At 37.2% G+C, this 13545-nt stretch carries 15 protein-coding genes and 1 pseudogene; 13 read left to right on the forward strand and 3 right to left on the reverse strand.

Annotated features, from left to right (window positions below):
• Window positions 1-18 precede the first annotated feature (18 nt).
• The 9 genes and pseudogenes from ACJV2T_RS02225 (at window position 19) to ACJV2T_RS02265 (ending at window position 8112) form a co-directional block, all read left to right on the forward strand.
• Window positions 19-783, forward strand: coding sequence for a DUF3710 domain-containing protein (locus ACJV2T_RS02225; protein WP_415686971.1), 765 nt, complete (start codon window positions 19-21; stop codon window positions 781-783).
• Window positions 784-807: 24 nt separating this feature from the next.
• Window positions 808-1677 (forward strand): DUF3159 domain-containing protein, encoded by an 870-nt coding sequence (locus ACJV2T_RS02230; RefSeq protein WP_419399008.1) that lies wholly within the window; start codon window positions 808-810, stop codon window positions 1675-1677.
• A gap of 66 nt (window positions 1678-1743) precedes the next feature.
• Window positions 1744-3159, forward strand: coding sequence for a class I SAM-dependent RNA methyltransferase (locus tag ACJV2T_RS02235; protein WP_419399009.1), 1416 nt, complete (start codon window positions 1744-1746; stop codon window positions 3157-3159).
• A 402-nt stretch (window positions 3160-3561) separates the two neighbouring features.
• Window positions 3562-4032: a GNAT family N-acetyltransferase gene (locus ACJV2T_RS02240; protein ID WP_004111719.1), complete on the forward strand. Its 471-nt coding sequence runs from the start codon at window positions 3562-3564 to the stop codon at window positions 4030-4032.
• Window positions 4033-4227: 195 nt separating this feature from the next.
• On the forward strand, window positions 4228-4845 hold the full coding sequence (locus ACJV2T_RS02245) for an SAP domain-containing protein (protein ID WP_004574894.1): 618 nt from the start codon (window positions 4228-4230) through the stop codon (window positions 4843-4845).
• 202 nt (window positions 4846-5047) lie between these two features.
• Window positions 5048-5530 (forward strand): annotated as a pseudogene (locus ACJV2T_RS02250) (conjugal transfer protein); the annotation flags it as partial.
• Window positions 5531-5804: 274 nt separating this feature from the next.
• Window positions 5805-5891, forward strand: coding sequence for a tetracycline resistance determinant leader peptide (locus ACJV2T_RS02255; RefSeq protein ID WP_011058339.1), 87 nt, complete (start codon window positions 5805-5807; stop codon window positions 5889-5891).
• Between the two features lie 15 nt (window positions 5892-5906).
• Window positions 5907-7826 (forward strand): tetracycline resistance ribosomal protection protein Tet(M), encoded by a 1920-nt coding sequence (gene tet(M) / locus ACJV2T_RS02260; protein ID WP_002843300.1) that lies wholly within the window; start codon window positions 5907-5909, stop codon window positions 7824-7826.
• 118 nt (window positions 7827-7944) lie between these two features.
• A complete protein-coding gene (locus ACJV2T_RS02265) occupies window positions 7945-8112 on the forward strand; it encodes a cysteine-rich KTR domain-containing protein (RefSeq protein ID WP_000336323.1) in 168 nt (55 codons plus the stop codon).
• A 59-nt stretch (window positions 8113-8171) separates the two neighbouring features.
• Here the strand turns inward: ACJV2T_RS02265 and ACJV2T_RS02270 are convergent, their stop codons facing one another.
• Complete coding sequence (locus ACJV2T_RS02270) at window positions 8172-8294, reverse strand: hypothetical protein (protein WP_427876568.1); 123 nt, start codon at window positions 8292-8294, stop codon at window positions 8172-8174.
• A gap of 112 nt (window positions 8295-8406) precedes the next feature.
• Complete coding sequence (locus tag ACJV2T_RS02275; protein ID WP_004126753.1) at window positions 8407-9588, reverse strand: IS256 family transposase; 1182 nt, start codon at window positions 9586-9588, stop codon at window positions 8407-8409.
• Window positions 9589-9721: 133 nt separating this feature from the next.
• On the opposite strand from ACJV2T_RS02275, the gene ACJV2T_RS02280 reads away from it, so the two are divergent.
• Entirely contained in the window at window positions 9722-10990 is a 1269-nt protein-coding gene (locus ACJV2T_RS02280; RefSeq protein WP_419399010.1) for a DNA methyltransferase family protein, read from the forward strand.
• A 103-nt stretch (window positions 10991-11093) separates the two neighbouring features.
• On the opposite strand, the gene ACJV2T_RS02285 is transcribed toward ACJV2T_RS02280, so the two are convergent.
• Window positions 11094-11306 (reverse strand): helix-turn-helix domain-containing protein, encoded by a 213-nt coding sequence (locus ACJV2T_RS02285; RefSeq protein ID WP_415696784.1) that lies wholly within the window; start codon window positions 11304-11306, stop codon window positions 11094-11096.
• 497 nt (window positions 11307-11803) lie between these two features.
• Here ACJV2T_RS02285 and ACJV2T_RS02290 point away from each other — a divergent pair, with 497 nt between their 5' ends.
• The 3 genes from ACJV2T_RS02290 (at window position 11804) to ACJV2T_RS02300 (ending at window position 13208) form a co-directional block, all read left to right on the forward strand.
• Window positions 11804-11983, forward strand: coding sequence for a hypothetical protein (locus ACJV2T_RS02290; protein WP_009994761.1), 180 nt, complete (start codon window positions 11804-11806; stop codon window positions 11981-11983).
• A 186-nt stretch (window positions 11984-12169) separates the two neighbouring features.
• Complete coding sequence (locus ACJV2T_RS02295) at window positions 12170-12448, forward strand: hypothetical protein (protein ID WP_419399011.1); 279 nt, start codon at window positions 12170-12172, stop codon at window positions 12446-12448.
• A 148-nt stretch (window positions 12449-12596) separates the two neighbouring features.
• On the forward strand, window positions 12597-13208 hold the full coding sequence (locus ACJV2T_RS02300) for a CadD family cadmium resistance transporter (protein WP_419399012.1): 612 nt from the start codon (window positions 12597-12599) through the stop codon (window positions 13206-13208).
• Window positions 13209-13545 lie beyond the last annotated feature (337 nt).

Consider the following 13545-nt stretch of genomic DNA (forward strand, 5'->3'; position numbering starts at 1 on the left):
TTTAAGAAATGAGGAATAATGGGTTGGTTATTTGGCCGACATGAAGAAGAAAAATCTTCAAAAGTTGAAGACGAAATCGTAGAAGAAAAAACTGGTCCATGGGATTTCAATGATGAAGATGCTCCTGATTTTAGCGATTATCTAGATTTTGGCTCAATCTATATTCCATATTTTCAAGGCATTGAATTGCGAGTAAAAAAACAGCGTGAAACATCGCAAGTTCTTGGTATGACAGTAACTTATGGTTCTTCAAGCGTAGAAGTTGAAGCTTTTGCTGCGCCTAAAACATCTGGTATCTGGCTAGAAGTATGCAAAGATTTGCTTGACGGAAATAGTCAAGCATGTACAGTACAAGGTGAATTTGGTACTGAGCTACTGTTGCCTGTAAAAGTTGGAGAAAAAACTATTACAACACGTATTGTTGGTGTTGATGGTCCTAGGTGGATGCTTCGTGGCGTATTCTCTGGACCTGCAGCAACAGAGCTTGCAGATAATAATAACGAAACAAAACAATTAGATGAATGGTTTAAGGGGATTGTTGTAAATCGTGGTGAAGAGCCGCTTGCGCCTCGCGATTTTATTCCTATGCATGATCCAATAACTAGAGAAGAAAAAGAAGCTGCTTTAAATGCAGAAAATAGCGGTAAAGATGGGGAAAATAATACGTCTGATGAAGATGCTAATAATGCCCTAAAAAAAGACGATAAACCATTAGGTTACGACCAACAAGTAGAAGTAAAAACTACGCTTACACGCGGTCCAATGTTTGCTGAAATTAGATAATGCAAGTAGTAGAAAGTTAATTGAATGGATTCACAAGAATCTTTACAGAAATCCGAAGAAGAGTTTTCTTCGCAAGAGTTTTCAAATGAAGTAAAACTCAACGATTCTGCGCAAACCAACGATTCTGCGCAAACCAACAATTTTGCGCAAACCAAAAAACGCTCAGGATTAGCGACATTGGCTTCAATCGGAGCAGAAGGATCTACATTTTCTGTAATTGATTCAATAGGTGGAGTTCGAGGCGTAATCGAATCCATGCTTCCAGGCTTGCTATTTGTTATTTGCTTCGTTGTAACGCGTAACGTGCAAACAACGGTTATTGTGGCAGCTGTGATTGCTGTTTTGCAAGTTGTGATTCGTCTTATTCAAAGGCAATCGCTTATGGGAGCAATTAGTGGACTTTTTTCCATTGGAATCTGCCTTGTTTGGGTGTGGACGAGTCACCAAGCGCGCGACTACTATATGATGGGCTTTATTACAAACGCTGTTTATGGTGTGCTTCTTGCGATTTCGCTGATTGTGCGCGTGCCTGCTTTAGGGCTTGTGATTGAGTCGATTCGCAAAATGCCTACAGAAAACTTTGGATCGTGGCTTCACGAATGGCTCGATTATAAGCCGCTTAAGCGAGCGTATATGTATGTTACTGGATTGTGGATTGCTGTTTTTGCGCTGAGACTTGTTTTGCAAGTGCCACTATATTTGACGAATCACGTTGTGTGGCTAGGTACCGTTCGCTTGATTATGGGATTGCCATTCTGGGCGCTCGCAATTTGGGTTTCTTACTTGATTATTGCAACGCCGTTTATGCGTCTACATCATAAAAATCATGAAGAGAAGCAGAGCGGAGAAAAGCAAAGTGAAGTAAATTCTAGCGAAGAAAATCAGCTTAACTAAAATCAGCTTAACTAAAATTGGCATTAGAAAATCAGCTTAACAAAGCGCAAAATTAAGAGGTAGTTTATGCAAGTGACGATGCGAATCGAGCGATATGCGGATCAGGGCAGATGCGTAGGTCATCTTGACGGGCGTGTTGTATTCGTGCGGTTTGCGCTGCCTGGTGAGCTGGTTGTTGTGCGTATGGATGAGCCGATGCGTGCAAAAGCGCACTTTTTCACCGGTGAAGTTGTGGAAGTTTTGGAGCCTAGTGCTGATCGTGTGGAGCCGCACTGGAAGCTCGCTGGCCCTTTGGCTCAGGGCGGCGGAGTTGGCGGAGCAGATTTAATTCACGTTTCTTTGCCTGGGCAGATTCGTTGGAAGGCGTCCGTAATTGCCAATCAATTCCAGCGTTTAGCGCATATGGATGTTGAAGAAGGCAATGTTAACGTTGAGCGCATGCCGGGGGATGAGGAGCTTAACGGATTTAATTGGCGTACGCGCATGGAGTTGGTTGCGGATGATGAAGGGCGATTGTCTATGCGAAAGCGTGAGTCGCATGATCGCATTGCTATTGATACTATGCCACTTGCGTCGCGCGCGGTTTTGGCTGTTGCGGATTCTTTAGATTTGTGGAATCGAGAATTTGAGCCAAATTCGCAAATTCGTCTTGCTGTTCCAGAGCCTCGGGTTGAGGGTTTGGACTTTAATGATAAGTCTGCGCTCCTTAGTGCGATTGGCGAAAATTATGCGCTTATAGTAAATGATGAGTTGGTTGCAGGCTCGGCTTTGCTGCGAGAGCGCGTGCGAGTTGCGGTTGATGGTGATTCATCGCGTATGCGTACTTTTGATTACGATGTTGACGCGCGTGGTTTTTGGCAGATTCATCGCGCAGCTCCAGAGCATTTGGTGAACTACGTTTTGGGATTAGTTCGTTCTGCGCTTGGTGGGCGCACTAAGAATACGGTTTTGTGGGATTTGTATTCTGGTTCGGGTTTGTTTACGATTCCGCTTGCTACTTTGGCTAATGTTGGCGGAGATTCTTATGGTGCTGCGGGTGCTGCTGGCGCTTTTGGTTCTGCAGAACCAGCTCGCGTGCTTAGCATTGAGGGTGCGCCGATTGCTGTAAAGAATGCAAGGCGAAACATTGGGCGCGCAGGTCTTAGCAGGGATGTTGTTGAAGCGCTTGAAGGCGATGTTGCGCAAACGCTTGAATCGCAGGTGTTTAAGGCGAGTAAGTCGTCTAAGATTGTGCGCCGATTTGCGCATCCAGATGTTGTTGTGTTGGATCCTCCGCGCGCTGGTGCTAAAGCTCAAGTTTGTAAGCAGATTGCGAAGTCTGGAGTAAGAAGCGTTGTGTATGTTGCTTGCGATCCGACTAGTCTTGCTCGCGATGTTGGTACGTTTAAGGAGCTTGGCTACAGTGTTCAGTCTTTGCGCGCGTTCGACATATATCCCAACACTCATCACGTGGAGACTGTCGTATTGATGTCAAGGGCTTAATAGGTGGGTGCAATTTTGCCCTTGTGTAGCAGGGGTTTGCGAGAGTTATCGTTAAAAGGTTTAATGCTTGCCTGTTTTAATCTGAGTTCTCGCGGTTTTTGAGCGTGATTTGGCTGTATGAGGGAAGATGTCGACGCTTTGGGGTCGAGTGCACAGGATGTTAACGTTAAAAAGTGCACCCACTTTGCACCCAGCTGGTGAAGTGGGGAATGTCAATCAACGTTGAAGCTCTAACCCTGCTATCGCGCGATTAGCAAAGCTAATCGATGCGAAGCAGAGGTAGGTCTCATGTCAAGAATCTCCAAGAGAAGCGACCGAATAGGAAGCTTCGATTGGAAAGATTCGACGGCGGAGGCTCTAGTATTGATGACAAGAATAAATTAGAGTTTGTGGAGGACTGGATTGAATATAAAAGTAAAAGAAATTGAGAATAAACTAGAAAAGGAATCTGTATCGAGAGAAGTATTGTATGATCTTCAAGAATGGTTTGGAATGCCAGAAAGTACAGAAGAATATATTCAAGATTCACAGGAAAAGCCTTTTCTTGCTTGTTATATTAATGATAAACTTGTTGGGTTTATTGTGTTAAACGCAACCAGCAAGGATTGTGCAGAGATTTTTGTGATGGGTATAAAAAAGAAATTCCATAGAATGGGAGTTGGCTCGGTACTTAACAAAGCATACGAAGCTATGGCAAGGAAGATGGGTTACACATACTCACAGGTAAAAACTGTTCAGATGGGACACTACAAAGAATATGATATTACAAATCATTTTTATATCGCGATGGGATATAAAGAATTGGAATGTTTTCCAACTTTATGGGATGAGTGGAATCCGTGTCAAATATATATTAAATATCTAGGAGTGTGAGAACTCTAAGTTTATTTGCTTGAAACCTTTTAACGATAGGCAGAGATAATTGTTAAAAGGTTCATGGATATGTTTCTGCATACGAACATGTCGATAAGACATACCTAGTGTTTACTCGTTTAATGTGAAAGCTGCGGCGGAGGCTCTAGTATTGATGACAAACGAATAGAAAAAAAGAGAATTGAGGGAAAGTGTATGTTAGAAAGTAGACCTGAATTTAAAGATATAAAATCATTTGAAGAATTCAACAAATATTATTGGTATCGAGAGGAGTTATCAAAAGTTTGTAAGTCTCTTGGATTAGAATATAGAGGAACAAAAAAGGAACTGAATTATATTATAGAAGAATATTTTAAGGGAAATAAAATAAAAAAATCTTCAAGGAATAAAAATAAAAAGATAACTGATAATATAACATTAAATACTCCATTACTAGAATGTGGATTTTCATTCAATCAAAAATTTAGAGACTATTTTTCAGAGCAAACTGGAATTAAGCCATTTAAATTTAATGCGAATATGGCAGAAGCTTGGCGAAAAGTAAAAAGAAAGAACGACAAAAATTTTACAATTAAAAATATGCTTGATGTATATAATGGAGACTCTGATTACGCAAAATATGATAATACTACTAACCAATGGAACCAGTTTGTAAAAGATTTTAACTTAGATGAACGTAGTGATAAATTTTCTAATAAGATGAAAGTTGCTGCAATTCTTTGGAACGAAGTGAGAGAATCTAACCAAAGTAAAGTATATTCAAAAGAGCTTTTAAGCAAATATGCAGATAAAATAAAAGGATATTGTAAATGAGTAAATTCTACATTATATAATGTGCATTATATATCAAAAATATAAAACTAGATATGTTTCCAAATACGTACTAGTATAAAAAACCTATGATATGTTTACCAATACGAGGAAAACATTAAAAAAAGTCAATGATATGTTCGCGAAAACGAAAAAATGAACTTTTTATCCATAGTGTTGACTCCAGGCAACTGGCGACAATGAGTTTAATGTAACCTACAGTGTAGACCAGCTCATTACAGAGGGAGAAAATACAAAGACCGTCCACTCTGCTTATATAGTGAGTGTCTATGTAGATGGTTCTGGAAATATGGTACTGGTTAAGAATCCGACCATTACCAACATACCTAAGAAATCAAGTTATAAACCAAAAGCCATTGAAAGTGAGGGGACGGTTGATTCCATTACAACCAATGAAATCAATGAGTTTTTAACGACGTTCTTCAAGCTCTATCCTACAGCGACAGCCAGTGAACTTTCCTACTATGTGAATGACGGGATATTAAAACCAATCGGAAAAGAGTACATCTTTCAAGAACTGGTAAATCCTATTCACAATCGTAAGGATAATCAAGTCACGGTATCGCTGACAGTGGAGTATATCGACCAGCAGACCAAAGCAACGCAGGTATCTCAATTTGATTTGGTACTTGAAAAGAACGGGAGTAATTGGAAGATTATAGAATAACAAATATTGGTACATTATTACAGCTATTTTGTAATCACGTACTCTCTTTGATAAAAAATTGGAGATTCCTTTACAAATATGCTCTTACGTGCTATTATTTAAGTATTTATTTAAAAGGAGTTAATAAATATGCGGCAAGGTATTCTTAAATAAACTGTCAATTTGATAGTGGGAACAAATAATTGGATGTCCTTTTTTAGGAGGGCTTAGTTTTTTGTACCCAGTTTAAGAATACCTTTATCATGTGATTCTAAAGTATCCAGAGAATATCTGTATGCTTTGTATACCTATGGTTATGCATAAAAATCCCAGTGATAAAAGTATTTATCACTGGGATTTTTATGCCCTTTTGGGTTTTTGAATGGAGGAAAATCACATGAAAATTATTAATATTGGAGTTTTAGCTCATGTTGATGCAGGAAAAACTACCTTAACAGAAAGCTTATTATATAACAGTGGAGCGATTACAGAATTAGGAAGCGTGGACAAAGGTACAACGAGGACGGATAATACGCTTTTAGAACGTCAGAGAGGAATTACAATTCAGACAGGAATAACCTCTTTTCAGTGGGAAAATACGAAGGTGAACATCATAGACACGCCAGGACATATGGATTTCTTAGCAGAAGTATATCGTTCATTATCAGTTTTAGATGGGGCAATTCTACTGATTTCTGCAAAAGATGGCGTACAAGCACAAACTCGTATATTATTTCATGCACTTAGGAAAATGGGGATTCCCACAATCTTTTTTATCAATAAGATTGACCAAAATGGAATTGATTTATCAACGGTTTATCAGGATATTAAAGAGAAACTTTCTGCCGAAATTGTAATCAAACAGAAGGTAGAACTGTATCCTAATATGTGTGTGACGAACTTTACCGAATCTGAACAATGGGATACGGTAATAGAGGGAAACGATGACCTTTTAGAGAAATATATGTCCGGTAAATCATTAGAAGCATTGGAACTCGAACAAGAGGAAAGCATAAGATTTCAGAATTGTTCCCTGTTCCCTGTTTATCACGGAAGTGCAAAAAACAATATAGGGATTGATAACCTTATAGAAGTGATTACGAATAAATTTTATTCATCAACACATCGAGGTCAGTCTGAACTTTGCGGAAAAGTTTTCAAAATTGAGTATTCGGAAAAAAGACAGCGTCTTGCATATATACGTCTTTATAGTGGCGTACTGCATTTGCGAGATTCGGTTAGAATATCGGAAAAGGAAAAAATAAAAATTACAGAAATGTATACTTCAATAAATGGTGAATTATGTAAAATCGATAAGGCTTATTCTGGAGAAATTGTTATTTTGCAAAATGAGTTTTTGAAGTTAAATAGTGTTCTTGGAGATACAAAACTATTGCCACAGAGAAAAAAGATTGAAAATCCGCACCCTCTACTACAAACAACTGTTGAACCGAGTAAACCTGAACAGAGAGAAATGTTGCTTGATGCCCTTTTGGAAATCTCAGATAGTGATCCGCTTCTACGATATTACGTGGATTCTACGACACATGAAATTATACTTTCTTTCTTAGGGAAAGTACAAATGGAAGTGATTAGTGCACTGTTGCAAGAAAAGTATCATGTGGAGATAGAACTAAAAGAGCCTACAGTCATTTATATGGAGAGACCGTTAAAAAATGCAGAATATACCATTCACATCGAAGTGCCGCCAAATCCTTTCTGGGCTTCCATTGGTTTATCTGTATCACCGCTTCCGTTGGGAAGTGGAATGCAGTATGAGAGCTCGGTTTCTCTTGGATACTTAAATCAATCATTTCAAAATGCAGTTATGGAAGGGATACGCTATGGTTGCGAACAAGGATTATATGGTTGGAATGTGACGGACTGTAAAATCTGTTTTAAGTATGGCTTATACTATAGCCCTGTTAGTACCCCAGCAGATTTTCGGATGCTTGCTCCTATTGTATTGGAACAAGTCTTAAAAAAAGCTGGAACAGAATTGTTAGAGCCATATCTTAGTTTTAAAATTTATGCGCCACAGGAATATCTTTCACGAGCATACAACGATGCTCCTAAATATTGTGCGAACATCGTAGACACTCAATTGAAAAATAATGAGGTCATTCTTAGTGGAGAAATCCCTGCTCGGTGTATTCAAGAATATCGTAGTGATTTAACTTTCTTTACAAATGGACGTAGTGTTTGTTTAACAGAGTTAAAAGGGTACCATGTTACTACCGGTGAACCTGTTTGCCAGCCCCGTCGTCCAAATAGTCGGATAGATAAAGTACGATATATGTTCAATAAAATAACTTAGTGTATTTTATGTTGTTATATAAATATGGTTTCTTGTTAAATAAGATGAAATATTTTTTAATAAAGATTTGAATTAAAGTGTAAAGGAGGAGATAGTTATTATAAACTACAAGTGGATATTGTGTCCTGTATGTGGAAATAAAACACGATTAAAGATAAGGGAAGATACTGAATTAAAAAAATTCCCCCTCTATTGTCCGAAATGCAGACAAGAAAATTTAATTGAAATAAAGCAGTTCAAAGTAACTGTGATTACAGAGCCAGACGCAAAGACGCAGAGCCGATAAAATGAGATTAATACAATCTCATTTTATCGGCTCTTTCCGTTATGTATGGATTCTTTTAATTAGTCTTCGATGTTTCTTGCTTCGTTGATACCGCTGGCTAAAGATTCCATTAAGGATAGTTCTTTGTCTGTAAAGCTATCCATGTATTTCTCTATCTGTAATCGTCGGGTGCTTTTTACCAAGTTATTAGCAGGTAAGAAAAATTCGGCAGTGTCAAGAATTTTGTGTAAACTCCACTAGTTGTCAATCAAGCTATCAATCCAATAATATTTGCTTTTCTACGAAAAGCAAATATTATTGGATTTCGAATTTTTCGTGCAGGTCATAAGACGCTAATCCAAATCCTCTATGAATTCTTTCTTTAGATAATTCATTTTGTTCAATACAAAATACTCCTAGATAACGATTTAAACTATCCTCTGCTGGAAACTGTTCCTTTGCTTTTAATCGTTTTTTTAGTTGCTTATTGAGACTTTCAATTAAATTAGTCGTATAAATACTTTGACGAATTTGTTTAGGGAAGTCAAAAAAGACTAATAAATCGTCATAAACTGAATCAATACTTGCACAGACTTTAGGATAACGTTTGTGTATGTTTTCTAGAAATTCGTTTAATTTTTTCTCTGCATCTTCTTTATTGTTTGATTGATAAACTTTCTTAAGTGAATCTACTAATTCTCTTTTATCTTCAACTCTTACCTTCTTTTGTAATTGTCGGATTAAATGAACCCAACAAGTTTGATATTTTGCGTTAGGAAACACGCTTAAAAGAGCAGTCTTAACCCCACTAAGTCCATCTGTAATAAATAGTAAAACTTCTTGTAATCCTCTTTGTTTCAATGATTCCAACATTTCTTTATAGTGTTCAGCAGATTCAGTAGGATAGATTGCATAATCAAGAATTTCTTTACTGCCTTCTGGAGTAATTCCTACTAAAAAGTGAACAGCTTCCTTTTGAACAGTAGCTCTTCTTAAATGAACATACGTTGCATCAGCATAAATCACTGCATAACGAGATTGAACTTTTCTTTGATGAAATTCTTTAACAGAGTCTTCAACTTGTTTTGTAATATTTGTTACGGTAGTAGGGCTATAGTGATGACCGTAAATATCTTCGATACACTCTGCAATTTCACGGTTAGTAAAGCCTTTAGAATAAAGTTTAATAATAACCTCTTCTAATTTTTCGGAATTTCTTTTATAAGCTTTAATAATTTTTTGCTCGAATTCTCCGTTACGATCTCGTGGAATATGGATATTTAAAATACCATATTCTGAATAAATTTTACGATTATAGCCACCATTTCTTGAATTTCCGGTGTTATATCCCTCTACAGAATGTTTAGGGTAGTTTAAATGCTCTGTTAATTCAACTTGAAGTAATTGATTAATCCCATTTTCAATCGCTTCTTTTAATAAGTGATTAATATTGTCACCTTGTAATAGTCTTTTTGTCAATTCTGTGTTAAAATCCATTTAGAAGTCACTCCTTTGTTAATTTGTTTTGGTAGATTAATTATACAACTAGTGGCTTCTTTTTTTATACTCTTTTTTTAATCAAAAAATCAGACATTTAGTTTCTGGTGAAGCGATTACGTTCGTTGGTCAGATGCCATTAGAAGGTGTCTTTTTAGAATTGCTGATTGAGCTTCTTAAGCCTGGAACAACGTTAGCTTGCGTATTTCCTAAGACACATTTAATGGCGCGTGGTTTAGAAGCAAAAACTATAAGAAAATTATTATTAAATAAGTTTGGACTCCGTCTGGTTTTTACATATCCAGGAGACGAAATTTTTGATGGTGTAACAAAAGATACTTGTGTCCTTGTTGGCAAAGTGAAAACTTCATCTGAGTACATAAAAGTTATTTCAAGTTATGACACTATTCCTAATATTGATATTCACAGATTTGTGCAAACTCTCTCAGATGATATGACATATAACTTTTCTCCAATGATGCCAGGAATTGTTGCGAGAAAGATTTCAGTACAGGGAATGATTGCTGACATTGAGGATGGATGGAGAACACTTAATAGTGAAATGTCTGATGCAGTCGCCTTTGTAAAAGATAATTTTAAGAATTCAAGTCAATTTCTAGAGTTATCTATCTCTAATTACATAATTAAAAGAGGGCACGCGGGGAACGAGGGCGGCAGCGATATTATATTTTTTGACGCTCGTAGTGAATTATATAACAAATTTGAAAATAAAAATATCAGCTTTTCGATTGGAATGCGTAATGCTAAATTGGATACAATAGATATTGGAACAGGAGATAACTATTTTCTGGATATTTCCAATAACTCTGACCAGGTCATAGATGCAATTATTGACACATATAACAAATTACCTGAAAGAAAAGGCAAACAGCAGCGTGGGAGAAAAACAAAGCAGGAATGGAAGAAGATATTAGCCAAAGAGAGCAAAGGAGAATTTGGCGCAAATTCTGTATTGATTCCAAGGGGCATCAGAGCAACGGGGAAAATTTATCTATCAAAAAATCCTGTATTTGTGTCTACAAATTTTGTTGTTTGTACGTTGCCTTCATTGAGCGAAGCAATCATGCTATCCACTTGGATGAGCACAATTTTTTATCAATTAATATGTGAAGTATCATCTAAAGATCAAGAGGGAATGAGAAAAATGGAGATTTGCGATATAGAAAAAACATTCATTCCAGTTTTTGACAACATTAAAAAAGAAACGAAAGATGCGTTGTTTAAAGAGTATTCTTCAATAAGATTTTTAAAATTGATTGACCCACAAATACGACGAGTAGATAGAATATGGGCAAATGAATTGTTTGGAGAAAACTCAGACACTATGTTAGATAATGCACGAAGAATGCTTGAATATCTCGCAAAGAGAAGGAACGCTTGATTTTTTATTCATTTAATGAATTAACTATTATACTGCCCCATTTATTAGAATGGGGCAGTAGTACTGAGTGTTATAAACAATTAATAATAAATTTTGGCAGTATTTATTCTTCTACGTTTTCCATGATGTCTTCCAGTTTACAGTCCAATGCTTCGCAAATTTTGATGAGAACTTCAGTGGTGACGTTTTCACCTTTGCCAAGTTTTGCAATAGTTGATGAGCTGATTTTTGCAGCATTTTGCAAATCAGCCCTGTTCATGTTTTTATCTATTAGTAGTTTCCATAGTCGGTTAAGAAAATAAAAGTTTACAAGGATAGGTTCAGCGTAACTGTTAAGTCAGAGATTAGTGTGGATGTTGAAAGGGCATCGTAAAAGCCAAAAGACTGTGAGCATTTGAAATGTTACAAAAGTCAGCCTAGGGGTAATCCTCTCTAGGCTGTTTTTATGCTCAAGAATCAAGCTATTAAGCCAATCTTAAACCTTTTAACGATAGCTTTTCCTATCGTTAAAATGTGCACCCAGTATCCATAGTGTGCACTCAAAAAAGTGTAGCTATACTTGGAGTTCTCTCAATCCATACAGAATCAGTGGCGTTCCTTTACAAATCGCACTGAATCAAGATATCGTTTTGATGATTTCTACTGTGCTTGCATCCTGTTGTGGCGTTTTCGTCCTTGTGTAGCAAGGCTTAGCGAGGGCTATCGTTAAAAGTGCACACACTTTGCACCCACCCTGTGAAGTGGGAAAATATAGCTCAAAAGGTAAAATGAAACCTGATTATTAGTATGTGCATGAGGAGGTGTTTAAGGATAATGGACAAGCTCGTTCGTTTTTGCCGTGAAGTAGCGACATTCGGCTTGACGGTTGCCTTAATCGCGATGCTGGTTGCCTTAATATGGGATGGCACACTTGCTATTAGAATTGGTTTTACCTCTTTTGTTATTGGTGTCACAGTGATCTCGCTTAAGACTGTCCTTCGAAAGACTGATTGAATTTTGTTTGGTTCAAGTCAATAGTTGAATATCTCACGTTGGGTGACTATTACTGATTTCTGTCAGTAATAGTCACTTCTTTTTATGAATCTTAAAGTCAGGCTCAATGTCCGTCCTGTTTAGCCGGTGATTAGTTAGGGTAATCGTTAAAAGATTAACAACTGTATCAATGAAAATGCACGGAAATTGCAGAACCAGGATGAGTATGAGAAAAAATATACGAGTCTAGTAAACAGGTTTAATACCGTAGAATCAAGGCTTAAAAAAGTCAAAGCTATCATTGTTGAAAAGCAAATGAGGCATGATGGAGTTGAATATTTTATCGAGGACTTGAAAAAACAGGACTTGTTAACAGTGTTCGATGAAAACGTCTGGCTTAGCATGGTTGACCATCTAACTGTGCATCACGATGGAAAGGTTGATCTTACTTTCCTTGATGGGAGCAAAACGGAACTAAAGTGTTAAGCTTACAGGAAAAGTGTAAGGTAAAATAAAAGTATATCAGCAAGTCGCTGACGTGCTTTTTTGCTGTTAAAAGAGTTACGGGTTGAGTATCAATGGAGAGAAGAGGGTGCGTCTGTCTAAAAAATTTAACATTTTGAAAGGAGAAATAATGGAAACAATAGTATCCGCTTTATTAGTTTTTGTTTCTACATCCATTGACTACTTAGTTGTTTTGACTATTTTATTCGCTAGTCAAGGAAAGAAAGGTTTGAAATCAATTTATGTAGGGCAGTATTTAGGTACAGGACTGCTTGTACTGGCTAGTCTTATTGCCGCTTACTTTTTAAATTTTATTCCACAAGATTGGATTATCGGACTCCTTGGTCTAATTCCGCTAGGTCTTGGTATAAGAGCAATTTTTGTGGATGAAGATATTGATGAAGAAGATATCGAGGGGAAAATTACCGGAAATGGATCAAAAATCTTAGCATTTACAAGTTTAACAGTGGCAATGGGTGGAGATAATTTAGGAATTTATATCCCCTATTTTACAGGAAAGAGTTTGATTGAGATTGGTATAAGTTTAGTAATATTTGCCTTAGGGATTTTGATTCTATGCAAATTATCTCAAAATCTCGCCTCAATTTCTGCTATCGGAGAGACTGTGGAAAAGTACGAAAAAATAATTGTACCTGTCGTGTTTATTGGACTCGGTCTCTATATGTTGATTGAAAATGGAACGATTAATTATTTCATAGGTCAAGTCCTAACTTTGGTGTAAATTCATTTCCTTCCCTTTATCTGCTATTTTTATGTTCAAACTCAAACGAGAAAAATAAGTGGTGCTTCCCACCGTCACGGCGCTTCACCGTGCTATAAGATGCAGGAGGCTGATTAAGTGGGTGCATTTTAGTCCTTGTGTAACAGGGCTTAGCGAGGGCTATCGTTAAAAGGTTTAATGCGAAGCGGCTTTAAGCTGGGTTTTCGCGGTTTTTGAGCGCAGTTTGTCTGTATTAGGGAACATGTCTACGCTCTGGTGTCGAGTGCACAGGATGTTAACGTTAAAAAGTGCACACACTTTGCACCCACCTTGCACCGGTCAAGTCCTAAAAGTGGTG

The sequence above is a fragment of the Gardnerella phocaeensis genome, assembly GCF_048545075.1.
Classification (GTDB): domain Bacteria; phylum Actinomycetota; class Actinomycetes; order Actinomycetales; family Bifidobacteriaceae; genus Bifidobacterium; species Bifidobacterium vaginale_J.

Excerpts from the sequence above, each read along its gene's own strand:
- ACJV2T_RS02300 (WP_419399012.1), top strand. The coding sequence starts at position 12,597 with ATGGAAACAATAGTATCCGCTTTATTAGTTTTTGTTTCTACATCCATT.
- ACJV2T_RS02235 (WP_419399009.1), top strand. The coding sequence starts at position 1,744 with ATGCAAGTGACGATGCGAATCGAGCGATATGCGGATCAGGGCAGATGC.
- ACJV2T_RS02275 (WP_004126753.1), bottom strand. The coding sequence starts at position 9,588 with ATGGATTTTAACACAGAATTGACAAAAAGACTATTACAAGGTGACAAT.
- ACJV2T_RS02230 (WP_419399008.1), top strand. The coding sequence starts at position 808 with ATGGATTCACAAGAATCTTTACAGAAATCCGAAGAAGAGTTTTCTTCG.
- ACJV2T_RS02245 (WP_004574894.1), top strand. The coding sequence starts at position 4,228 with ATGTTAGAAAGTAGACCTGAATTTAAAGATATAAAATCATTTGAAGAA.
- ACJV2T_RS02280 (WP_419399010.1), top strand. The coding sequence starts at position 9,722 with ATGCCATTAGAAGGTGTCTTTTTAGAATTGCTGATTGAGCTTCTTAAG.
- ACJV2T_RS02290 (WP_009994761.1), top strand. The coding sequence starts at position 11,804 with ATGGACAAGCTCGTTCGTTTTTGCCGTGAAGTAGCGACATTCGGCTTG.
- ACJV2T_RS02225 (WP_415686971.1), top strand. The coding sequence starts at position 19 with ATGGGTTGGTTATTTGGCCGACATGAAGAAGAAAAATCTTCAAAAGTT.
- ACJV2T_RS02255 (WP_011058339.1), top strand. The coding sequence starts at position 5,805 with ATGCTTTGTATACCTATGGTTATGCATAAAAATCCCAGTGATAAAAGT.